Raw genomic sequence first — 21,964 nt, 5'->3', positions numbered from 1 at the left:
TAAGAAGGTATTTTCCTACTTAACTATTCTCTTATTTTGATTGAAAACCAACCAATCAAAATATGTTTAGAATCTTTGTGCTTATTTGTATTCTTTCCTCCAATCTTGCTTCTTCCCAAACCTTAAAAGGTAAAGTATACGATGCTGAAACCACTGTAAAAGGAGCCAAAATCATTAACATCAATAAAAATCACTTCACCTATACCAATGACAATGGCGACTTCAATTTGAAAGCTACTCCAGGCGACACTTTAACATTTCATTCCTTATTCCATGAAAGTCAGCAACTGGTTTTAAAACCCAATCACTTTAAAGAAACCATAGTCATTGAGCTCAAAAAAGTCACCAACACCTTAGACGAAATTATCATAATTGTTGAAAGTGAAAAGGTCTTTGACTCAACAAAGTTCCAATCTAGTTTACATAAACAATTAAAAACAAAAAAAAGTAACTTTCCATTTACCTATAGCGACTCGTACACACCAACTATAGATCTAATTAAACTAGGTAAACTTGTTTCCGAATTATTCAAACGAAAGCAAGTGGACACTGCTATTTTATATGCCTCATACGAAGATTTCAATGAATTGTTTTCCTCTAACTCCTACTTTAATGACAAATTTCTAAAGAAAGAATTACAAATTCCATTGGAACACAAGTATTTATTCTTTGAATACTTAGATGCTCAAAACATTTCTAAATCCTTACTAAAAAGCAATAATAATTTTCTCCTTTTGGATGCCTTATTAAAACATGGAGAAAGCTTTGGAGAACTATTACAGGAAACCAAACCTTAACTTAAAAGGCAACAACTCTAAAATACTTTCGTTGATACTATGCATTCGTGCAAAAAATCATACTTTTATCGCTCAAAAGCACCTCAGCATTTTATCTATGAAGAAACTAGGCTACTTTATTTTTGCACTATCAATTTTAATGACCTGGAGTTCCTGCAGAAACGATTTTGATTTCGAACCAAGTACGGGACAATTACAATTTTCCAAAGACACCGTATATCTTGATACCGTTTTCACAAATATTGGTTCAAGCACCTACAACCTTAAAGTATACAACAGAAGCTCTAAAGATATTGTCATCCCTACATTGCGTTTGGGCCAAGGAGAAAGCTCCAATTACCGTTTGAATGTTGACGGCCTTTCCGGGAAAGAATTTCAAGATGTAGAATTATTGGCAAAAGACAGTATGTACATTTTTATAGAAACTACTGTAGACATAGAAACCTTTGCTGCAACCAACAACCAATTTTTATACACCGATGCCATAGAATTTGACAGCGGTAGAAATTTTCAAAAAGTAGAATTGGTAACCCTTATACAAGATGCGGTTTTTATCTACCCTAGCAAAGATGAAACTACCGGAATTGTTGAAACTATCACGTTTGATGTGGATGGCGATGGTATTGATGACGAAACCAACCTTCAAGGGCGCTTTTTAACCGATGAAGAATTGACCTTTACCAATGAAAAACCTTATGTTATTTACGGTTACGCAGGAGTTAACAGCGGCAAAACACTTACTGTTGAAGCTGGCGCACGCGTGCACTTTCATGCCAATTCGGGCTTATTGGTAACTAACAATGCTTCTTTGCAAATAAATGGAGCCTTCAGTAATGATCAAGAACTTTTGGAAAACGAAGTTATTTTTCAAGGGGATCGTCTAGAACCTTTATATGAAGATGTTCCTGGGCAATGGGGAACGATTTGGCTATACAACGGAAGCACCAATAACTCCATTAATTACGCCACCATAAAAAATGCAACCATTGGTATTTTAAGTGAAGGAAACCAATATGAAGCAAACAATAAACTAAACCTTGCAAATACCCAAATTTACAACTCCAGTAATTTTGGTGTATTAGGTCGTGCTACTTCTATTGGAGCCAAAAATGTGGTTATCAATAACTCGGGACAATCTTCGTTTGCGGGCACCTATGGTGGCAAATACAATTTTACACACTGCACCTTGACCAATTATTGGGGTAACAGCTTTAGGCAATTTCCTTCTGTGCTTATTAATAATTATGTAGTTGATGAGGAACAAAACATCTATACCAACGACTTGGATGAAGCCAACTTCAACAATTGTATTATCTATGGTAATGACAACCCCGAATTTCTTTTAGACCAAGAAGAAAGTGGCGAAGTCTTCAATTTTAAATTTACCAACTGTTTGTTAAGATTTCAGGATAACACGAATTTCTTTTCTGGTGACAATTATGATTTTGACAATACGCTTCTGTACGAGAACAATATCTTCAATGAATCCCCTGATTTTAGAGCGCCTTTTGAAAACGATTTGATTATCGGTGACGATTCTGCGGCAAACAACCAAGGGAATGCATTTTATGCCAACCAAGTGCCAACAGACCTATTGAACAACAACAGGACAAGTGCCCCCGATTTAGGTGCATATCAACACATTACATTTGAAGAAAATTAAGATTAGTTGCTAAACACATATTTAGGTAATTAAAATTTACCTAATTTTATAACACAACTATTAATCAGGGTTCTGTTATGATCTATCTTATTTTTGAAATTGCCTGTATCTGTGCCGGTATCATGCTTGCTATCACCACTTTGGACCGATTGGACGGGGAAAGTAATTTTTTCGTCAATATTGCTGCCAAGTTACAACCTCTAAGCCCATTAATTGGTGTACTTACCTTAGCAATTGGCATCATGTTTATTTTCAAATTTAATTGCATCATATTCGCAATTGTAGGGATAGCTTGTGGGATATTGTTACTCCCGCAACAACTTTCAAAAATCCCAGGGATAGGTGATCCGCTTTTCATCCTATCAAAAAAAATAAACCCCTATAAAGTACTCATCGGTGATGCCGCACTTATACTAGGGGTTTTAGGCTTGTTTAATATGAATCCGTTTTGCTAACAGATCATTTCAATTCTATTTTTTTAACAATAATTTTGAAACAGTAAAGCTCTAGTTAAACAAAGCTCTATCCTTCATCATGTTGTTCACTTTAACAGCGACTTCTTCCAGCACAGTTTCGTTTTCATAGTTTGTAATAACCTCATCAATCAAGGTTACGATGGCTTCCATATCAGCTTCTTTCAAACCTCTCGTGGTCACGGCAGCAGCACCTACTCTAATACCAGAGGTTACAAAAGGAGACTTGTCGTCAAAAGGCACCATATTCTTATTTACAGTAATATCAGCTTTTACCAAAGCTTCCTCTGCCTCTTTTCCTGTAATATTTTTATTGCGAAGATCAATTAACATCATGTGGTTATCTGTTCCTCCGGAAATGATGTTATATCCTTTTGCTACAAAAGCCTCAGCCATAGCTGCAGCGTTCTTTTTTACTTGTAACACATAATGCATAAAGTCATCAGTAAGCGCCTCTCCAAAAGCAATTGCTTTAGCCGCAATGATGTGCTCCAATGGTCCTCCTTGATTTCCTGGGAATACAGCAGAATCCAACAACGACGACATTTTACGCAAGCTTCCGTTTTTCAAGGTCAATCCAAATGGATTGTCAAAATCCTCTCCCATTAAAATCATCCCTCCTCTAGGTCCTCTCAGAGTTTTGTGAGTTGTGGTAGTTACGATATGACAGTGAGGAATTGGATCGTTCAAGATTCCTTTGGCAATCAAACCTGCTGGATGAGAAATATCGGCCATTAAAATAGCACCTACGCTATCAGCAATTTCACGGAACTTTTTAAAGTCCATATCACGGGAATAAGCAGAAGCTCCCGCAATAATAAGTTTAGGCTGCTCTTTAGTGGCAATCTCTTGGATTTTATCATAGTTCAAAACGCCAGTTTCTTGATCTACCCCATAAAACACAGGATTGTATAATTTCCCTGAGAAGTTCACTGGAGACCCATGTGTTAAGTGCCCTCCATGAGATAAATCGAAACCTAATATTTTGTCTCCAGGCTTCAAACAAGCTGCAAAAACCGCCGTGTTAGCTTGACTTCCTGAGTGTGGCTGTACGTTTGCGTAGGCAGCTCCAAATAATGTTTTGGCACGGTCTATGGCAATTTGCTCTATTTGATCAACCACTTCGCACCCTCCGTAATAACGTTTTCCTGGGTATCCTTCGGCATATTTATTGGTCAATACAGAACCTGCAGCTTCCATTACTTGTTCACTTACAAAATTCTCGGAAGCAATTAACTCCAAACCTTCCAATTGTCTTTCTCTTTCGTCTTCTATGAGCTCAAAAATTTGTTGATCACGTAGCATAAAAATTAGTTTAGTTAAAAATTTATCAAAAATAATAAATCCCATGAGTATAGAAGTTCAAAAAACAGATATTTACCGCCTTAGCCTCTAATTTTTATTAACCCTTAGAAATCAAGCTACTTTTTCGGCATTTTTTTCAATTAGAACGAAAAAATTATGTAGGTTTGACTAGAATTTATTAAACCATTAATCTCTAAGACTTTTATGCCTTTATCAGCAAATAATCCAGATAGAACATCATGGCTGCACGTAGGAAAGAACTCAGATTTCCCCATCCAAAACATACCTTTTGGGGTGTTTCTTACACGTGACGACATCATTACTATAGGAACCCGAATTGGAGATACTGCCATAGACTTGGGAGCACTGCATCAGTTAGGCTATTTTGATGGCATTCCGTTAACCGACGATATATTTCTTCAAGATACCCTAAACGACTTTATTGCCGACGGAAGAAAAACATGGCGTGCCGTACGTAACCGTATCGCTCAAATCTTTGACAGTAATAACACCACTTTAAAAAACAACAAACAACATAAAGAAATTGTACTGTTTCGTTTGGACGAAATTGAAATGCAATTGCCTGTTGAAATTGGAGACTATACCGATTTTTACTCAAGCTTGGAACACGCTACCAATGTGGGAACTATGTTTAGAGGAGCGGATAATGCCTTGATGCCCAACTGGCTTCACATTCCTGTTGGTTACCATGGAAGAAGTTCTTCCATCATCCCGTCGGGAATCCCTGTACACAGACCACAAGGACAAACCCTTCCAGCAGGAAGCGACACTCCTGTATTTGGACCTTCAAAATTGGTGGACTTTGAGTTGGAAATGGCTTTCATCACTACCGATGCCAACGACCTTGGAGAACCTATTCCAATTGAAGAAGCCGAAGAGTACATCTTTGGATTGGTATTGTTGAACGACTGGTCTGCCCGAGATATTCAAAAATGGGAATATGTACCACTAGGACCTTTCCTGGCGAAGAACTTTGCTTCTTCTATTTCTCCTTGGATTGTGACTTTGGATGCTTTGGAACCATACCGAGTTCAAGGACCAAAACCAGAAAAGCCACAATTGCCATACTTACAATATAAAGGCAAAAAGAGTTACGATATCAACTTGGAAGTATCTCTTAAACCAAAATCGGCAAAAGAAACCATTGTGAGCAAATCCAATTTTAAATACATGTATTGGAACATGGCCCAGCAATTGGCCCACCACACCATTAACGGTTGCCCAGTGAATTCTGGAGACCTAATGGGAAGCGGCACCATTTCGGGACCAACCGAAGACTCCTTTGGATCTATGTTGGAATTGACCTGGAGAGGAGAACGCCCATTAACAATGAAAGACGGTTCCGAGCGTAAATTCATCAATGACTATGACACCGTAATCATGAGAGGATATTGCGAGAAAGACGGCACCCGTATTGGATTTGGTGAAGTATCCACACAGCTACTTCCAGTATTTGAACCTAAAAAGAAAAAGTAATCCAATCAAAAAATATTCATCTTACAGCCCTCAATAGTGATATTGGGGGTGTTTTTTTTGGCATTAAATTTGAATCTACAACACATACACCCCTAAAACGAATGCTTATGAAACGAATTTTACTCTTATCAATCATCCTTTCCCTAGCAATGAGCTGTAGTAGCAAAAAACAGGTTGAACGCGCCATCAACACGGGCAATTACAATCAAGCTATTTCAGAAGCACTGAGAAAATTGGAAACTAACAAGACTTCTAAACGCAAACAGGATTATGCCATGATGCTACAAGAGGCATTTCACAAGGCACAAGAACGCGACCTGAATACAATTAAACATCTGAAGAAAGATAACAATCCAGAATTGTATACAGAAATCTATGAACTTTACAACTACCTTAACAAAAGACAGGAAGCCATTAAACCAATTTTACCTTTGGTTGTTGAAGGCAAAACCATCACTTTTAAGTTTCAGGATTACAGCAATGCCATTTCTGAATGGAAAAACAAAACCGCCGATTATTTGTACGAAAAAGGCCTAGCCCTTTTAGAATCCAACTATAAAGCAGATATCAGGGAAGCCCACAATGTATTATCATACGTGGAGCGAATCCATCCAAATTATGAAGACACTCGAGAATTACTTTTGGAAGCGCATGAAAGAGGGATTGAACACGTCATTGTAAATATTAAAAATAACACCAACCAAGTTATCCCTCGTCAATTGGAACAAGATCTGTTGAATTTTGATACATATGGATTGAATCAGTTTTGGCTTGCTTACCACTCCAACAGAATCTCAGGTCTGCAATACGACTATGCTATGGAATTACAATTGCAACGCATTAATATTTCTCCTGAACAAATTAAGGAACGTCAAATTCCTAGAGAGCAAGAAATAGTAGATGGATGGCAATACCAATTAGATCAAAACGGCAATGTGATGAAAGACAGTCTTGGCAACGATATTAAAGTAGACAAAATTATCAAGGTAAAGGCTGATCTTTTTGAATTTCAACAATTCAAATCATCACAAATTCTTGGAAACGCCGTGTTCTCCGACCTAAAAACACAACAGACAATAAGCACACTTCCTGTAGATAGTGGATTTATCTTTGAACATTTCTATGCTACCTATCGCGGAGACAAACGTGCCTTGACCAAAGATGACTTAAAATTGACCCGCAATCAAGTCATTCCATTTCCTAGCAATGAGCAAATGGTATTTGACACTGGAGAAGATTTAAAATTGAGGCTAAAGGATATTTTGGCCTCCTTTAAAATAGATAATCAAACTGCAGCCCCTCGTTATTAGGGGCTGTTTTTTTTTGAAAAAAGTATACTACACGAAATTCTTCAAATCCAAATCCAAAATAGCCCCATGACTGGCATGCGCTACCACCACTCCATTTTTGATAACAAGTAATTGTGGAGATTGATGCATCACCTGAAACATACTTGCAATAGCATTGGATACATCCCGATAATTTAGCAAATCTAAATAGTACACATCAAAATCTTCATTGGAAAAACCATAGGACTCTTCAAATTGACGCATTACCATTCTACTCACTCCACATCGAGTGGAATGCTTAAAGATTAATTGTGGTTTTGTTTCGGAAGCAACCTTCAATTTATTGAGTTGCTCAACCGAAGTCAAAAGTAACCAAGGCATTGTGTTGACTTCTTTACTTTCTTCAGATATTTCACTGCCTCCAAATAATTTCTTTATAAATCCCATGCACTTTGATTTTAGGTTGTAAAACTAATTTATTTTTTAATCAAGAATTATAAATTAACGTTAATCAACCAACAAACGAATAAATACAACTGATTTTCAGACATTTAATATTAAAAAATCCGTTACAAAAACAATACTTTTTTGTAACTTACAGAATAATCCAAAACCTACCTTACAACTCCCTAACCCAGACAAAAAGTCATGCTATTTTCACAAAACAACGACATTTTGTCTCATCTATTTAAGTGGTAAGCTTTTTGACTTTGCCTTGCTAAATTAAAAGAAAATCAAACTATGAACTTAAATAATTATACAATAAAGTCACAAGAAGCCATACAGCAAGCACAGCAGCTCGCCCAGGGTTTTGGTCATCAACAAATTGAAAACGAGCACATTTTTAAAGCTATTTCTGAAGTTGATGAAAACGTATTACCATTCATTCTTAAAAAATTGAATGTAAACACCCTTGTCCTACAACAGGCATTGGACAAGCAACTGGAGAGCTTTCCAAAAGTTTCTGGAGGCGACATTATGTTGTCCAGAGAAGCTGGAAAAACACTTAATGAAGCGTCCATCATTGCAAAAAAAATGAAGGACGACTTTGTATCCATTGAACATTTAATCTTGGCTGTTTTTAAATCCAATAGCAAAATAGCCCAAATGCTCAAGGACCAAGGGGTCACTGAAAAAGCGCTAACAGCAGGCATCAACGAATTGCGAAAAGGCGACCGTGTAACTTCTCAAAGTCAAGAGGATACCTATAACGCGCTAAACAAATATTCCAAAAACCTAAATCAATTGGCCAAAGATGGAAAACTGGATCCCGTAATTGGTCGCGATGAAGAAATACGTAGAATTCTTCAAATTTTATCCAGACGCACCAAAAACAATCCAATTTTGGTTGGGGAACCAGGTACTGGTAAAACAGCCATTGCCGAAGGACTCGCCCATCGTATTGTAGATGGTGACGTTCCTGAAAATTTGGTGGACAAACAGATTTTTGCCTTAGACATGGGTGCGCTTATTGCAGGTGCCAAATACAAAGGTGAATTTGAAGAACGCTTAAAAGCGGTTATCAAAGAAGTTACCGAAAGTGATGGCGATATCGTACTATTCATAGACGAAATACACACCCTTGTTGGCGCCGGAGGCGGTCAAGGCGCGATGGATGCTGCCAATATTTTGAAACCTGCTTTGGCTAGAGGTGAATTGCGCGCCATTGGAGCCACTACCCTTGACGAATACCAAAAGTATTTTGAAAAAGACAAGGCTCTTGAAAGACGTTTCCAAAAAGTAATGGTAGATGAGCCCGATACCGAAAGTGCCATTTCCATTTTAAGAGGGATCAAGGAAAAATACGAAACCCATCACAAGGTGCGTATCAAAGATGAAGCAATTATTGGTGCCGTAGAATTATCCGAACGTTACATCACCAACAGATTTCTTCCTGACAAGGCTATTGACTTAATGGATGAAGCTGCTTCTAAATTGCGTATGGAAATAAATTCAAAACCTGAAGAATTGGATGTTTTGGATAGAAAAATAATGCAATTGGAAATTGAGATTGAAGCCATTAAACGTGAAAAAGATGAGGCAAAATTAAATTCCTTGCGCTCTGAGTTGGCCAATTTGAAAGAAGAGCGAAACGAAATCAATGCCAAGTGGAAAAGCGAAAAAGATGTTGTTGACAATATTCAAGCCACTAAACTTGAAATTGAAAATTATAAACTGGATGCAGAACGCGCAGAGCGTGATGGCGATTACGGCAAAGTTGCTGAAATCCGTTATGGAAAAATAAAGGAAAGTCAGGAACGTCTCGAAAAACTTCAAAAGGAGCTTCATGAAAATCAAAATGAGAACTCCTTAATTAAAGAAGAGGTTACCTATGACGATATTGCAGAAGTCGTGGCCAAATGGACAGGAATACCTGTTACCAAAATGCTTCAAAGCGAACGTGAAAAATTATTAAAATTGGAAGACCAACTTCACAAACGTGTAGTTGGACAAGACGAAGCCATTACGGCGGTAAGTGATGCCGTGCGAAGAAGCCGTGCAGGCCTACAGAACCCTAAAAAACCAATTGGGACCTTCCTATTCCTTGGAACCACCGGTGTAGGTAAAACCGAATTGGCAAAGGCTTTGGCTGAGTACTTATTCGATGACGAAAACGCCATGACCAGAATAGACATGAGCGAATACCAAGAGCGTCATGCCGTGAGCCGATTGGTAGGAGCGCCTCCAGGATATGTGGGCTATGATGAAGGAGGACAATTGACAGAAGCTGTAAGACGCAAACCTTATTCCGTAGTGCTTTTGGATGAAATTGAAAAGGCGCACCCAGATACTTTCAATATCTTGTTACAAGTATTAGATGAAGGACACCTTACGGACAACAAAGGGCGTTTAGCAGATTTCAAAAATACAATCATCATTATGACCTCCAATATGGGAAGTCAGATTATACAAGAGCGTTTTGAAGCTACCAAGGATATTGATTCCGCTATGGAAGCTGCCAAAATTGACGTGTTGGCCTTACTAAAACAAACAGTAAGACCCGAATTTTTAAACAGAATAGACGAAACCATTATGTTTACGCCTTTATCCAAAGAAAATATTTTGGAAATTGTAGAGTTACAATTAAAAGGACTCACAAAAATAATAGGCCAACAAGGCATTACGTTTGATGCCACAAGAGAAGCCATTGAATACCTTGCAGAGAAGGGATACAATCCAGAGTACGGTGCCAGACCAGTAAAAAGAGTCATTCAAAAAGAAGTACTCAATGAATTGAGTAAAGAGATTCTTTCTGGAAAAGTTACCACAGACAGTGTGATCCTTCTAGATGCATTTGATGACAAATTAGTCTTCAGGAACCAGGCCAATATGGTCACTGAAGAACTTTAACGAAAACTTCAGTGGTTAACCGCCATTGGAGTTTAAATGTCCGCTAGGACGTTTCATAATAATTTGGTTGATTGGTGTTAGGCAACGCGACCCTTTAATTAGGTTAGCGTTGCTTTTTTTATCAAAAAGCAAAGCCCCTTTAACTTTTAAAATTGAGTTTTATGGGAAGGTTCTATTATTACGATTTTCCAAGTGCCGAAATTTTGGTGTTTGATGATTTCTTGATCATGCAAATCAGGGAAGGCGCCGACATTCACCCCAAACATAACGAAAGATTGAACGAGATTGTAGAAACCCATTATTCGGGAAAACAATTTGTGTATATATCCAATCGCGTCAACTCCTACTCTGTAGATCCATTAACTTATGTGGAAACAGAAAAAATCCCCAATCTTGCAGGAATTGCTATAGTGACAGACACCAGAATAATGCGCCAAAACGCGGAATACGAAAAGAATTTTTTCGATAAACCGTACAAGATTTTTAATACCTTGTCTGAGGCAATCCAATGGGCTCACAAAATCCTGACAGATTTCCACCAAAAACAATAACCCCAATCTACTTTAATATTAAATAAAAATGTCATTAACATCTTTTTCCCGAACCATTCTAAACACTGCAATAGTTCTTATTTCAACAATCACAATTGCACAGGAAACCAACAACTCCTTGCTTTGGAAAATATCTGGAAACGACCTTGAAGCGCCTTCATATATTTTCGGTACCATTCACATTACCTGTAATGCTTCATTGGACCAAACAGTGAAAACCGCCCTGGACAACACTTCCCTTTTGGTCCTAGAGATCGATATGGACCATCCAGAAATACAATCAAAAATGATGCAGGAAATGTACATGAAAGACGGAAAAACCATTAAGGATTATGTTTCGGAAGCAGATTACCAACTCCTTTCAGATTTTATAAAAACCCAAACCGGAATGCCTCTAGATCTATTGGGAAACATTAAACCTTTCTTTTTAAGTGCCATGTTGTATCCAAAACTTCTAGGGTGCCCTATTCAATCTTATGAAAACGAATTAATGGCCGTTACCAAAGATCAAAAAGAAGACGTTGAAGGATTGGAAAGCATTGAACAGCAAATGCAATTGTTTGACGAAATTCCCTATGAAGACCAAATTCAGGAACTCCTAAAATCCGCTAAAGACAATATGGCAAGCGACAGAGCAAACATTACTGAAATGATGAGTCTTTATGAAAACAAGGACCTAGACGGCCTTTACAATCTTTTATTGGTAGACGACTCTACATTGACAGCTAAATACCAAAACAAAATGCTGGACGAACGCAATAAAACATGGATTGCAAAAATTGGCAGCTTTTCCAAAGAACAACCTACCTTTTTTGGAGTTGGCGCCGGACATTTATCCGGAGACAATGGAGTCCTTTCATTATTGCGAAAAGCGGGATATACCGTGGAAGCCGTCCTACCCTAATCGCATTCAACCAGATACTCATTTATCAAGTCCCAAAACTTGTTAATTTTTGTGGAATTTTTCGTTCAAAGGCAATAAAGTTTAAGTTTTCACTTTATCTAATTAAGATTAATTTCTTAATTTTGACCCGCTATTAATTCCCCAATTACATAGACACTATTGACTTGTAACTTCCTTTAAATGACTAATTTAAGAAAGCTTACATCAAATCAATATTAAACCTACTGAAACATGAAGATTAGTAAATACATAGACCACACGGTATTAAAACCCACCACTTCCGAAAGGGACATTATAGACTTATGTAACGACGCAAAAAAACATCATTTTTATTCTGTTTGCGTGAACGGTTGTTATGTTCCTCTTGCCCATCAACTTTTGGAAAAAACAGATGTAAAAGTATGCACAGTTGTTGGGTTTCCTTTAGGAGCCATGTCCACCGAAGCTAAAGTTTGCGAAGCTAAAGCTGCCGTAAACCAAGGAGCCAACGAAATAGACATGGTAATAAACATTGGCTTTTTAAAAAGTAAAAATTACGTTGCTGTATACAAAGACATTAGTGATGTAAAACAAGCTATAGGACGCATTCCGCTTAAAGTAATTCTTGAAATTAGCGAATTGTCCAAAAACGAAATCATCAAAGCCTGTGAAATCTGCATGGATGCCAAAGCCGATTTCATCAAAACCTCAACAGGTTTCTCAAATAGCGGAGCAACTTTAACAGCAGTAAAAATCATTAAGAAAACGGTTCGTAATAATGCCAAGATTAAAGCCTCTGGTGGTATAAAAGATTATGAAACCGCTCAAAAATATATTGATATAGGTGTAGACAGGATTGGAACATCGGCCGGAGTTGCCATTGTTACAGATAAAGCTTTACAGGTCGAAGACTAACAAGCAGCAAAACTTATTGAATTTCAAAACATTAGATTAGGGCTTCGGCCCTAATTTGTTTTATATTTGGATATAATCCATTAGTATCCAACATGAAACCCTTCTGTCTTTTGTTTCTTTTACTATTGTCTTTTCAAGGTTTTTCACAAGAATCGAGCAATAAAACTTCCACTTACTTTTTAATTCGGCATGCAGAAAAAGACAGAACAGATCTTTCCAACCCAAACCCCCACCTTTCAGAAATTGGGTTAAAACGAGCTAACCAATGGGACAGTATATTTAGCCAAGTTCCTTTGGATCGTATTTTTTCTACAGACTACTATAGAACTTTGGAAACCGTAGCCCCTATTGCCAAAAGATTCAACATCGAAATTGAACTATACGATCCGAACAACTTAGATATAAACACCTTCCTAAACGACACAAAAGGGCAAACTGTACTTATTGTTGGCCACAGCAACACAACGCCTGCCACGACAAACGCCCTCATTTCCCAAGACAAATATCTCATGATGGAAGACAACAACAACAGCTTCCTATATATTGTTGTATTATCTAAAGAAACTGTCACCGACTATATACTTACCATAGACTAAAGACTTCTCTGAAACCGCAATAAAATTCTCAAAAGGTATTTAGCATAAATTATAAAAAACGTAGTTTTGTGCTATGCAAAAAACGGTCAACATAAAAAATAAAAGAGCCAAGTTTGAATTCGAAATTCTTGACACTTATACTGCAGGAATTGTTTTAACAGGTACCGAAATAAAATCCATCCGGGATAGTAAGGCCTCCATTGCCGAGAGTTTTTGCGAATTTAACGACCGTGGCGAACTGTTTGTCATCAACATGACCATTCAGGAATACGTTTACGGTAACTACTACAACCACAAACCAAAGGCCGAACGCAAACTACTTCTTAACAAAAAGGAGCTTAAAAAACTTCAGAAGGACGTAACCGTAAAAGGACTTACCATTGTACCGCTTCGTGTGTTCATCAACGAAAAAGGATACGCCAAAATGGACATTGCTTTGGCAAAAGGTAAAAAACTTTACGATAAAAGGGACACTATCAAAGACCGCGACAACAAGCGTAATTTGGATCGTATCAAGAAAATTTACAAGTAATTTTTTAAATGGTTATAACAGTACTTTTCCATATGTTTATAACCAAAAGTTCATACACGGACATTTTTAAAAAAACTTCTTGCTCCATCAACCAACACCTATATGAAACAAAAACTAGTCTTACTTTTTAGTTTTTTGCAGACGTTTTATGCCTTAGCGCAAATTCAAGGGACTGTAAAAGACAGCAATAATACCCCTTTAGCCTTTGTTAATATTTATATTGAAAACACCTACACAGGCACTACCAGTAACGATAATGGCGTTTATGAGCTGAACGTCTCCGCTCCCAAAACTTATACAATTACCTTTAAATATTTAGGTTATAAAACCCTCAAAAAAACAGTAGCCATTGAAAACTTCCCATATCAATTGGACGTGATTTTGCAGGAAGAAGAAATATCCCTTCAGGAAGTCGTTGTAAAAACCAACGAAAATCCAGCCAACAAAATCATGAGGGCTACCATAGACAAACGAAAAGAGAACCTTGAGCTCATCAAAGCCTTCAATGCTCACTACTATTCCAGGGGATTACTGAAAATCAAAAATGCTCCAAAAGCCATTTTAGGTCAGGAGTTGGGAGATTTGGGAGGCGGTTTGGATTCTACTAGAAGTGGAATCATTTACCTTTCAGAAACTGTTTCAAAAATTGACTACCTCTACCCCAACAAACTCAAGGAAACTATTATTGCCTCAAAGGTTAGTGGCGACGACAACGGCTTTAGCTTTAATACGGCCATGGATGCCAATTTCAACTTTTACAACAACACCATTGATTTAGAAAATCCTCTCATTTCCCCAATTGCAGAATACGCCTTTAACTATTACCGCTACACTTTGGAAGGGATTTTCTATGACGATTTTGGAAACCTTATCAATAAAATAAAGGTCACCCCGAAACGCAAAAACGATCGGGTATTTGAAGGACATATGTATATTGTGGAAGACCAATGGACCATTTACGCTCTTGAATTAACGACTACCGGCCAACAGGCACAAATCCCTGGAGCCGACACCATCACTCTTAAACAAAATTTCTCCTACTCCCAACAGGATAAGGTTTGGGCCTTGATGTCGCAAAACATTGATTTTTCCTTTGGCATGTTTGGTATCAATGGAGAAGGCCATTACACTTCTGTCTATAGTGATTACAATTTCAATCCAGAATTTTCAAAACGCAATTTTGGAAAAGAAATACTCTCCTTTAAAGAGGAAGCCAACAAAAAAGACTCCTTGTATTGGGAGATCAATAGACCTGTCCCCCTAACCGAGGAAGAAATTCAAGATTATTTAAAAAAAGATAGTATTCAAACAATCAAAAGGTCTAAAACCTATTTGGATTCCACAGACAGGGTATCCAATAAGTTCAAATTTTCCGATATCTTTTCTGGTTATACATTTTCCAATTCCTATGAAAAATGGAGTTTAGGTGTTTCCTCTCCCCTTTCAGCGCTTAATTTTAATACGGTTCAGGGTTTTAATAGTTCTGTTGGTATTCACCACACAAAAAACATCGATGAATTCAAACGCTATTTCTTCACAAGAGCAACCCTTAATTACGGCTTAGGAGATCAGAGATTGCGAGGCGTCTTTTCAGCTCATTATAAATTTAATAATATAAGTAGACCATATCTAATGGTTTCGGGAGGTGTAACCACCCAACAATTTAATGGAGCAGAGCCAATTTCAAAATTAATAAACAGTATTAGTTCTCTGTTCTTTGAAGATAATTACATGAAACTTTACGATAAAAGTTATGCTGAAATAAGCTTTTCAAAGGAACTTTTCAATGGCTTCAAATTGTACAGCAACATAAGCTACGAACGCAGGAAACCACTTTTCAACACCACAGATACCACCTTTATCAACGAAAGTGACGATACCTACACTAGTAATAACCCGTTGGATGAAACAGCCTTTGGCATTGCACCGTTCAATACGCACAACATTTTCAAATTTAACCTAAGTGCCACCTTTAATTTTGGACAGGAATATTTTAGTTATCCTGACAGCAAATACACCGTCATAGAAACCAAATACCCAACCTTGTCCATAGGTTACGAAAAAGGATTTGGAGCCTCTATTAACGCTTACAATTTTGACCAACTTAAACTGCGCATTTTCCAAAATGTGGAGCTTGGTAACAAAGGGGATTTTGCATACAACCTTAGAGCTGGGACTTTTTTCAATGCTAAGGATATTGCATTTATGGATTACCAACATTTCAATGGCAACCAAACCCATGTTAGTTCCTCTGGAAGCTATACCAATGTATTTAACAATTTGCCTTACTATTCCTTAAGCACAAACGACAATTATTTGGAATTTCATGCCGAACACAACTTTAGTGGATACATTTTAGGTAAAATTCCAATGCTGAATAAATTAAATTACAACTTGATTGTTGGTGCCCATGCTCTTTCCTCTGAAACCTATAAACCTTACCAAGAATATTCGGTTGGAATAGACAACATTGGCTGGGGAAAATTCAGGTTCTTAAGACTTGATTATGTGCGCTCTTACCAAAACGGATTTCAAAGTGACGCCTTTATTTTTGGGTTGAAACTCTTTAATTGATTAATTTTAGCAAATTTTTTTAGTGAACCGCATGAAAACTTTCGCCCTTACATCCTTACTTTTTTTAGCCACTATTTGTAACATCAATGCTCAGGAAGCCGAAGAAGCTCCAGTGAGCTACCTAGGAAAAACCATTACACTAGACTCTACAATTACCTCCCTTTATGGAGCTATTTCAGGAGAAAAAGGAGTTGAACGCGATTGGAAACTATTTAAATACCTTTTTAAAAACGAGGCAAAGTTGATTCCCGCCTATAAAGATGGCGTAAAAGGCATTTACGAAACCAATTATCTTTCGGTGGAAGATTACATCAATTCCACCAATGACTGGATTCTTGCAAACGGTTACATCAAAAAAGAAGTTCACAGAGTCACCCAATCTTATGGAAATATAACCCACGCTTTTATCACATTTGAAGCTTTCAGAAGCGAACAAGACGAAACCCCATTCCTTAGAGGAATAGACAGCATTGAATTGCTTTTTGACGGGCAACGTTGGTGGGTTGTAAATCTGTATTGGACTTTGGAAACGGAAGGAACTCCTATTCCTGAAGACTATTTACCAAAGCCTTAATTTTTATCTTCCAATAGTGGAACAAAACGGAATTCACCAAATTCTTGTTGTTCAAACTCTTTTGGTCCTTTTCTAATAAAGAGGGTCATAGTTTGCACATCCACTCCCACAGGGATTACCAAACGACCACCAATTTTTAATTGGCTCAACAAGGGTTTAGGCACAAACGGAGCACCTGCAGTTACAATGATACCATCAAAAGGTGCTTCTTCAGGCATCCCTTTATAGCCATCTCCAAAAATTAGCTTTTTAGGGCGATAGCCCAATTTTGGCAAAAACTTACTGGTGATTCTGAACAATTCCTGTTGACGCTCAATACTGAATACTTTAGCACCCATCAAGCACAAAACTGCTGTTTGATAGCCACTTCCTGTACCAATTTCCAATATTTGGTCTCCCGGTTTGATATTTAAAAGTTCGGTTTGAAATGCCACGGTATAAGGTTGGGAAATGGTTTGGTCTGCCGCAATTGGAAACGCCTTATCTTGATATGCGTGATCCAAAAAACTAGAATCCATAAACAAATGCCTTGGGATGGTACCGATGGCTTTTAAAACCTTTTCATTGGTAATTCCTTTAGCTCTAACAACTTCTACAAGTTGCTGTCTCATTCCTTGATGTTTAAACGTGTCTTTCAATGTTGGTAAGCTTTTCAAGGCAAAATTACTTCAAACATTTTAAAGGCAAAAATTAAAATTCCCTGTTTTATCAACTCCCTTTGCAAGGTCATTTTATTCCATTTTTCAGCCCCCAAATAATGAAAAATACTTAGTTTTGTTAAAAACTCAAAAACATGTTGAAAGCAGGAGTTCTTGGTGCTGGTCATCTTGGAAAAATTCACTTAAGATTACTCAATCAATCAGATAAATATGAGCTTGTTGGGTTCTACGATCCCAATGAAGCCAATGCCCAAAAAGTTGTAGAAGAATTTGGGTACACCTACTTTAAAGACATCGACCAACTTATAGATGCTGTGGATATGGTGGACATTGTAACGCCTACTCTATCGCATTATGAGTGTGCCAAAAAGGCCATTGCCAAGGGCAAACATATCTTTATAGAAAAACCTATTACAAATACCATCGAAGAAGCCGAGCACATCAGGGAACTTTTGGCTGAAAATGGACTTCGTGGGCAAGTGGGACATGTAGAGCGTTTCAATCCTGCCTTTATTGCCGTTAAGGAAAGCGTACATAACCCAATGTTTATAGAAACCCACCGATTAGCGGAATTCAACCCTAGAGGAACTGATGTTCCTGTGGTTTTGGATTTGATGATCCATGACATCGACGTTATTCTAAGCGTGGTGAATTCAAAAATTAAAAACGTTTCGGCCAGTGGTGTTTCTGTTATTAGCGATACTCCAGACATTGCCAATGCTAGAATAGAGTTTGAAAATGGCTGTGTAGCCAACCTAACGGCTAGCAGAATTTCTTTGAAAAACATGCGCAAAACGCGTTTCTTCCAACGCGACGCTTACATCTCCGTAGACTTTTTGGAGAAAAAATGCGAAGTGGTAAAAATGAAAGATGCCCCAGAACATCCTGGAGACTTTGATATGATCCTACAAAATGCCGAAGGCGTGAAGAAACAAATCTATTTTGACAATCCAGACATCACGGCCAACAATGCCATTTTGGATGAGTTGGAATCATTTGCACATGCTATCAATACAGATACGGCTCCTGTTGTGACTTTACTTGATGGAACAGAAGCGCTTCGTGTAGCTCATATGATTATTGATCAGTTTTAGACTGACATCACATTTCAACCAACCATTTATTGCTAGTATCCACTATTGCAATACCCAAATTAGCAAGAGTTTAATAATACCCCCTTTCCAAGAACAAAGGGACACAAATTTTAATATATATGAAAAATATAGCAGTTATTGGAGCTGGCACCATGGGAAATGGAATCGCACACACCTTTGCCCAAAAAGGCTTCAATGTTCACCTTATCGATATTAGTGAAGCTTCTCTTGAAAGAGGCTTGAATACCATTGCCAAGAATTTAGACAGAATGGTTGCCAAGGAAAAAATCACTGAAGCAGACAAACTGGAAACACTAAATAACATCACCACCTTTACCTCTATTGCTGAAGGCGTAAAAACTTCGGATTTGGTAGTTGAAGCTGCAACAGAAAACGTTGATCTTAAACTAAAAATATTTGAGCAATTAGACGAAGCTTGTGATGAAAACACCATTCTGGCCACTAACACGTCTTCTATCTCGATTACTCAAATTGCTGCCGCTACCTCCCGCCCAACAAAGGTTATTGGGATGCACTTTATGAATCCTGTGCCTATTATGAAATTGGTAGAGATCATTCGTGGGTACAACACTAGCGACGAAGTAACCAATACCATTATGGAATTGTCTAAAGCTTTGGATAAGGTTCCAGTTGAAGTAAACGATTACCCAGGTTTTGTAGCAAATCGTATTTTAATGCCAATGCTTAACGAATCCATAGAAACACTTTACAACGGTGTTGCAGGAGTAGCCGAAATTGATACGGTAATGAAATTAGGAATGGCGCACCCAATGGGACCATTACAATTGGCCGACTTTATTGGATTGGACGTTTGCCTGTCAATTCTAAATGTAATGTACGAAGGGTTCAAAAACCCAAAATATGCACCTTGTCCATTATTGGTAAACATGGTGCGTGCAGGAAAACTGGGAGTAAAATCTGGTGAAGGTTTTTACGATTACTCAAGCAGCAAAAAAGCTGAAGTGGTCGCTTCTCAATTTTTAAAATAACAATACCATACCGATGTAATGGAAACGCTACATCGGTATTTGATTTTTAGCTATTCCTCCTATTAGAGAAAAGCTAAACTTACAGTTATCAAGATTCCTTCAGATCTACTAAAGAAGGATTTGAAGCCAAGTTTCATTAAACACTTGTAAGAAATGGATATTCAACACAATCTTCAGCATATAAAATCTCAATTACCTGAACATGTCACCTTGGTTGCGGTTTCCAAAACCAAACCCGTTAGTGACATCTTGGAAGCCTACAATAGTGGCCAGCGTATTTTTGGTGAAAACAAAATACAGGAAATGGCTGAAAAATATGAAGAGCTCCCAAAGGACATTGAGTGGCATATGATTGGTCATGTACAGCGTAATAAGGTAAAGTACATGGCACACTTTGTAAGCCTTATCCACGGGGTTGACAACCTTAAATTATTACAGGAAATTGACAAGCAGGCTCAAAAGCACAATAGAATTATCAAGTGTTTACTTCAGATTAAAATTGCCGAGGAAGATTCAAAATTTGGCATGAGTACGGAGGAAGCTGTAAACTTATTGCAAGATGGCTCTATTTCCAATTTAAAACATATTGCCATTGTTGGCGTTATGGGTATGGCGACATTTACCGATGATGAGGCCCAAATAAAAAAGGAGTTTTCCAATTTAAAAACTACATTTGAGCAGCTTAATACTTTTCACCCAATGGAAATCATCTCTATGGGAATGAGTGGCGACTACCCCCTTGCCATTGAATGTGGCAGCACCATGGTTAGGGTTGGAAGCAGTATTTTTGGCGAGCGCAATTATTTATAATTTTCACAGAAGAAAGCAACGTTATTTACGCAATACTTGACATAGAAACTACCGGAGGAAAGTACAACGAGGAAGGCATTACCGAAATAGCCATTTACAAATTTGATGGCCATAAAGTAGTAGACCAATTTGTAAGCCTAGTGAATCCCGAACGCGAAATTCAGCCTTTTGTGGTCAACCTTACGGGCATCAACAATAACATGCTTCGAAATGCTCCTAAGTTTTACGAAGTAGCCAAACGTATAGTAGAAATTACGGAAGACTGCATTATCGTAGCCCACAATGCCCAATTTGACTACCGAATTCTGAAAACCGAATTCAAACGCTTAGGTTTTGGCTACAAACGAAAAACCCTTTGTACCGTTGAATTGTCGAAAAAGTTGATTCCTGGGCAGGACTCTTATAGTTTGGGAAAATTGGCAAGATCTTTAGGAATCCCTGTAAGCGATAGACATCGTGCTGCTGGGGATGCCATGGCAACGGTGAAGCTTTTCAAAATGATCCTGAACAAGGATTTGGACAAGTATATAATTCAAGATGCTTTAAAGTCTGACCAGAAGCAAATCAACCCCAATTTAAAACGAATTATTGATGAATTGCCCAATGTGACTGGCGTCTACTATTTGCATAATGATGATGGTGAAATCATTTACATAGGAAAAAGCAACAACATCAAAAATAGAGTAAGTCAACATTTTTCGGCCACTACAACCAAATCGAAAAAATTACAACTGCAAACTGCTGCAGTTACCTATGAAGAAACAGGTAGCGAACTTGTTGCACTTTTAAAGGAAAGTGCCGAGATTAAACGTAACAAACCACTTTTTAATAGAGCATTACGACGAAACAACTTTACTTTTGCTCTTTATTCACATAAAGATGAAGCAGGTTATATCAACCTAAAAATTGACAAAACCGACGGACGTAAACACCCCATTACCACATTTACAACCAAACAAAGCGCCAAACAATTTCTTTTTAAGATTGTAGAAGAATTTCAATTGTGTCAAAAATTGGCAGGACTCTACCCTACTTCCCGTAATTGTTTCAATTATACCATCAAGGAGTGCCTTGGAGCTTGCGTTAAAGAAGAACCCCACGAGAACTATAACTCAAGGGTAATGGAATTTATTGACAAAAACAGCTATCGAGACAAGGACATGCTCATTATTGACAAAGGACGGGAATTGGACGAACGTTCTGTTGTGAGCATTAAAAATGGGGCTTTTGTTGGTTTAGGGTATTACAATTTGAACCATCAAATTACCAAACCTGAAATTTTGGATGCCATCATCACCCCCATGGAAAACAACCGAGATAGCCAACACATAATTCAAAGTTATTTGAGGAAACATAAAAAATTAAAACTAATTACTTTAACCAATTCTTAA

20 protein-coding genes are annotated in these 21,964 nt (G+C 37.7%); 17 read left to right on the top strand and 3 right to left on the bottom strand.

Translation table 11 applies throughout. The features are described 5' to 3' along the window. Positions 1–62: 62 nt before the first annotated feature. From ZA06_RS11440 to ZA06_RS11430, 3 genes are all read left to right on the top strand, one after another. Complete coding sequence (locus ZA06_RS11440) at positions 63–797, top strand: carboxypeptidase-like regulatory domain-containing protein (RefSeq protein ID WP_053977614.1); 735 nt, start codon at positions 63–65, stop codon at positions 795–797. A gap of 97 nt (positions 798–894) precedes the next feature. After that, complete coding sequence (locus ZA06_RS11435; protein ID WP_053977613.1) at positions 895–2,460, top strand: hypothetical protein; 1,566 nt, start codon at positions 895–897, stop codon at positions 2,458–2,460. Positions 2,461–2,537: 77 nt separating this feature from the next. Next, entirely contained in the window at positions 2,538–2,915 is a 378-nt protein-coding gene (locus ZA06_RS11430; RefSeq protein ID WP_053977612.1) for a hypothetical protein, read from the top strand. A gap of 51 nt (positions 2,916–2,966) precedes the next feature. Here ZA06_RS11430 and glyA read toward each other — a convergent pair whose 3' ends face one another. Then, the gene (glyA, locus tag ZA06_RS11425; protein WP_053978068.1) at positions 2,967–4,238 is read right to left on the bottom strand and encodes a serine hydroxymethyltransferase; all 1,272 of its coding nucleotides are present in this window, start codon (positions 4,236–4,238) and stop codon (positions 2,967–2,969) included. Positions 4,239–4,442: 204 nt separating this feature from the next. Between glyA and fahA the strand changes: the two genes are divergently transcribed. Both fahA and ZA06_RS11415 read left to right on the top strand, forming a co-directional pair. Further along, positions 4,443–5,735, top strand: a complete 1,293-nt coding sequence (fahA, locus tag ZA06_RS11420; RefSeq protein WP_053977611.1) for a fumarylacetoacetase — start codon at positions 4,443–4,445, stop codon at positions 5,733–5,735. 107 nt (positions 5,736–5,842) lie between these two features. Further along, positions 5,843–7,045 (top strand): hypothetical protein, encoded by a 1,203-nt coding sequence (locus ZA06_RS11415; protein WP_053977610.1) that lies wholly within the window; start codon positions 5,843–5,845, stop codon positions 7,043–7,045. A gap of 27 nt (positions 7,046–7,072) precedes the next feature. On the opposite strand, the gene ytxJ is transcribed toward ZA06_RS11415, so the two are convergent. Next, on the bottom strand, positions 7,073–7,471 hold the full coding sequence (gene ytxJ, locus ZA06_RS11410; RefSeq protein WP_053977609.1) for a bacillithiol system redox-active protein YtxJ: 399 nt from the start codon (positions 7,469–7,471) through the stop codon (positions 7,073–7,075). 294 nt (positions 7,472–7,765) lie between these two features. Here ytxJ and clpB point away from each other — a divergent pair, with 294 nt between their 5' ends. The 8 genes from clpB (at position 7,766) to ZA06_RS11370 (ending at position 17,000) form a co-directional block, all read left to right on the top strand. Further along, a complete protein-coding gene (gene clpB / locus ZA06_RS11405) occupies positions 7,766–10,375 on the top strand; it encodes an ATP-dependent chaperone ClpB (protein ID WP_053977608.1) in 2,610 nt (869 codons plus the stop codon). A 161-nt stretch (positions 10,376–10,536) separates the two neighbouring features. Continuing rightward, on the top strand, positions 10,537–10,926 hold the full coding sequence (locus ZA06_RS11400; RefSeq protein WP_053977607.1) for an STAS/SEC14 domain-containing protein: 390 nt from the start codon (positions 10,537–10,539) through the stop codon (positions 10,924–10,926). Between the two features lie 28 nt (positions 10,927–10,954). Beyond that, on the top strand, positions 10,955–11,830 hold the full coding sequence (locus ZA06_RS11395; protein ID WP_053977606.1) for a TraB/GumN family protein: 876 nt from the start codon (positions 10,955–10,957) through the stop codon (positions 11,828–11,830). Positions 11,831–12,061: 231 nt separating this feature from the next. Beyond that, positions 12,062–12,724 carry a deoxyribose-phosphate aldolase gene (gene deoC / locus ZA06_RS11390; protein ID WP_053977605.1) on the top strand — a complete coding sequence of 221 codons (663 nt, stop codon included), beginning with the start codon at positions 12,062–12,064 and terminating at the stop codon, positions 12,722–12,724. A gap of 92 nt (positions 12,725–12,816) precedes the next feature. Continuing rightward, on the top strand, positions 12,817–13,320 hold the full coding sequence (locus tag ZA06_RS11385) for a SixA phosphatase family protein (RefSeq protein WP_053977604.1): 504 nt from the start codon (positions 12,817–12,819) through the stop codon (positions 13,318–13,320). Positions 13,321–13,393: 73 nt separating this feature from the next. Next, positions 13,394–13,852 (top strand): SsrA-binding protein SmpB, encoded by a 459-nt coding sequence (smpB, locus tag ZA06_RS11380; RefSeq protein ID WP_053977603.1) that lies wholly within the window; start codon positions 13,394–13,396, stop codon positions 13,850–13,852. Positions 13,853–13,954: 102 nt separating this feature from the next. After that, positions 13,955–16,426 carry a DUF5686 and carboxypeptidase regulatory-like domain-containing protein gene (locus ZA06_RS11375; protein WP_053977602.1) on the top strand — a complete coding sequence of 824 codons (2,472 nt, stop codon included), beginning with the start codon at positions 13,955–13,957 and terminating at the stop codon, positions 16,424–16,426. Positions 16,427–16,457: 31 nt separating this feature from the next. Beyond that, positions 16,458–17,000 carry a hypothetical protein gene (locus ZA06_RS11370; RefSeq protein ID WP_053977601.1) on the top strand — a complete coding sequence of 181 codons (543 nt, stop codon included), beginning with the start codon at positions 16,458–16,460 and terminating at the stop codon, positions 16,998–17,000. Here ZA06_RS11370 and ZA06_RS11365 read toward each other — a convergent pair. Continuing rightward, the gene (locus ZA06_RS11365) at positions 16,997–17,638 is read right to left on the bottom strand and encodes a protein-L-isoaspartate(D-aspartate) O-methyltransferase (protein ID WP_053978067.1); all 642 of its coding nucleotides are present in this window, start codon (positions 17,636–17,638) and stop codon (positions 16,997–16,999) included. The genes ZA06_RS11370 and ZA06_RS11365 overlap by 4 nt on opposite strands. 155 nt (positions 17,639–17,793) lie before the next feature. Between ZA06_RS11365 and ZA06_RS11360 the strand changes: the two genes are divergently transcribed. The 4 genes from ZA06_RS11360 (at position 17,794) to ZA06_RS11345 (ending at position 21,964) form a co-directional block, all read left to right on the top strand. Then, positions 17,794–18,753: a Gfo/Idh/MocA family protein gene (locus tag ZA06_RS11360; protein ID WP_053977600.1), complete on the top strand. Its 960-nt coding sequence runs from the start codon at positions 17,794–17,796 to the stop codon at positions 18,751–18,753. A 119-nt stretch (positions 18,754–18,872) separates the two neighbouring features. Continuing rightward, on the top strand, positions 18,873–19,763 hold the full coding sequence (locus ZA06_RS11355; RefSeq protein ID WP_053977599.1) for a 3-hydroxyacyl-CoA dehydrogenase family protein: 891 nt from the start codon (positions 18,873–18,875) through the stop codon (positions 19,761–19,763). A gap of 153 nt (positions 19,764–19,916) precedes the next feature. After that, positions 19,917–20,573 (top strand): YggS family pyridoxal phosphate-dependent enzyme, encoded by a 657-nt coding sequence (locus ZA06_RS11350; protein WP_053977598.1) that lies wholly within the window; start codon positions 19,917–19,919, stop codon positions 20,571–20,573. A gap of 23 nt (positions 20,574–20,596) precedes the next feature. Further along, entirely contained in the window at positions 20,597–21,964 is a 1,368-nt protein-coding gene (locus ZA06_RS11345) for a 3'-5' exonuclease family protein (RefSeq protein WP_053977597.1), read from the top strand.

Source organism: Mangrovimonas xylaniphaga, assembly GCF_001280435.1.
GTDB lineage: Bacteria > Bacteroidota > Bacteroidia > Flavobacteriales > Flavobacteriaceae > Mangrovimonas_A > Mangrovimonas_A xylaniphaga.
The sequence above is the reverse complement of the archived record's forward strand: the minus strand, read 5'-3'. Positions and strand labels throughout refer to the sequence as shown.

Bases quoted from the DNA above. Each gene is read 5' to 3' on its own strand.
- ZA06_RS11415 (WP_053977610.1), top strand. From the start codon at position 5,843: ATGAAACGAATTTTACTCTTATCAATCATCCTTTCCCTAGCAATGAGC.
- ZA06_RS11395 (WP_053977606.1), top strand. From the start codon at position 10,955: ATGTCATTAACATCTTTTTCCCGAACCATTCTAAACACTGCAATAGTT.
- ytxJ (WP_053977609.1), bottom strand. From the start codon at position 7,471: ATGGGATTTATAAAGAAATTATTTGGAGGCAGTGAAATATCTGAAGAA.
- ZA06_RS11355 (WP_053977599.1), top strand. From the start codon at position 18,873: ATGAAAAATATAGCAGTTATTGGAGCTGGCACCATGGGAAATGGAATC.
- ZA06_RS11385 (WP_053977604.1), top strand. From the start codon at position 12,817: ATGAAACCCTTCTGTCTTTTGTTTCTTTTACTATTGTCTTTTCAAGGT.
- ZA06_RS11370 (WP_053977601.1), top strand. From the start codon at position 16,458: ATGAAAACTTTCGCCCTTACATCCTTACTTTTTTTAGCCACTATTTGT.
- smpB (WP_053977603.1), top strand. From the start codon at position 13,394: ATGCAAAAAACGGTCAACATAAAAAATAAAAGAGCCAAGTTTGAATTC.
- clpB (WP_053977608.1), top strand. From the start codon at position 7,766: ATGAACTTAAATAATTATACAATAAAGTCACAAGAAGCCATACAGCAA.
- deoC (WP_053977605.1), top strand. From the start codon at position 12,062: ATGAAGATTAGTAAATACATAGACCACACGGTATTAAAACCCACCACT.
- ZA06_RS11435 (WP_053977613.1), top strand. From the start codon at position 895: ATGAAGAAACTAGGCTACTTTATTTTTGCACTATCAATTTTAATGACC.
- ZA06_RS11375 (WP_053977602.1), top strand. From the start codon at position 13,955: ATGAAACAAAAACTAGTCTTACTTTTTAGTTTTTTGCAGACGTTTTAT.
- ZA06_RS11400 (WP_053977607.1), top strand. From the start codon at position 10,537: ATGGGAAGGTTCTATTATTACGATTTTCCAAGTGCCGAAATTTTGGTG.
- fahA (WP_053977611.1), top strand. From the start codon at position 4,443: ATGCCTTTATCAGCAAATAATCCAGATAGAACATCATGGCTGCACGTA.
- ZA06_RS11430 (WP_053977612.1), top strand. From the start codon at position 2,538: ATGATCTATCTTATTTTTGAAATTGCCTGTATCTGTGCCGGTATCATG.
- ZA06_RS11360 (WP_053977600.1), top strand. From the start codon at position 17,794: ATGTTGAAAGCAGGAGTTCTTGGTGCTGGTCATCTTGGAAAAATTCAC.
- glyA (WP_053978068.1), bottom strand. From the start codon at position 4,238: ATGCTACGTGATCAACAAATTTTTGAGCTCATAGAAGACGAAAGAGAA.
- ZA06_RS11350 (WP_053977598.1), top strand. From the start codon at position 19,917: ATGGATATTCAACACAATCTTCAGCATATAAAATCTCAATTACCTGAA.
- ZA06_RS11440 (WP_053977614.1), top strand. From the start codon at position 63: ATGTTTAGAATCTTTGTGCTTATTTGTATTCTTTCCTCCAATCTTGCT.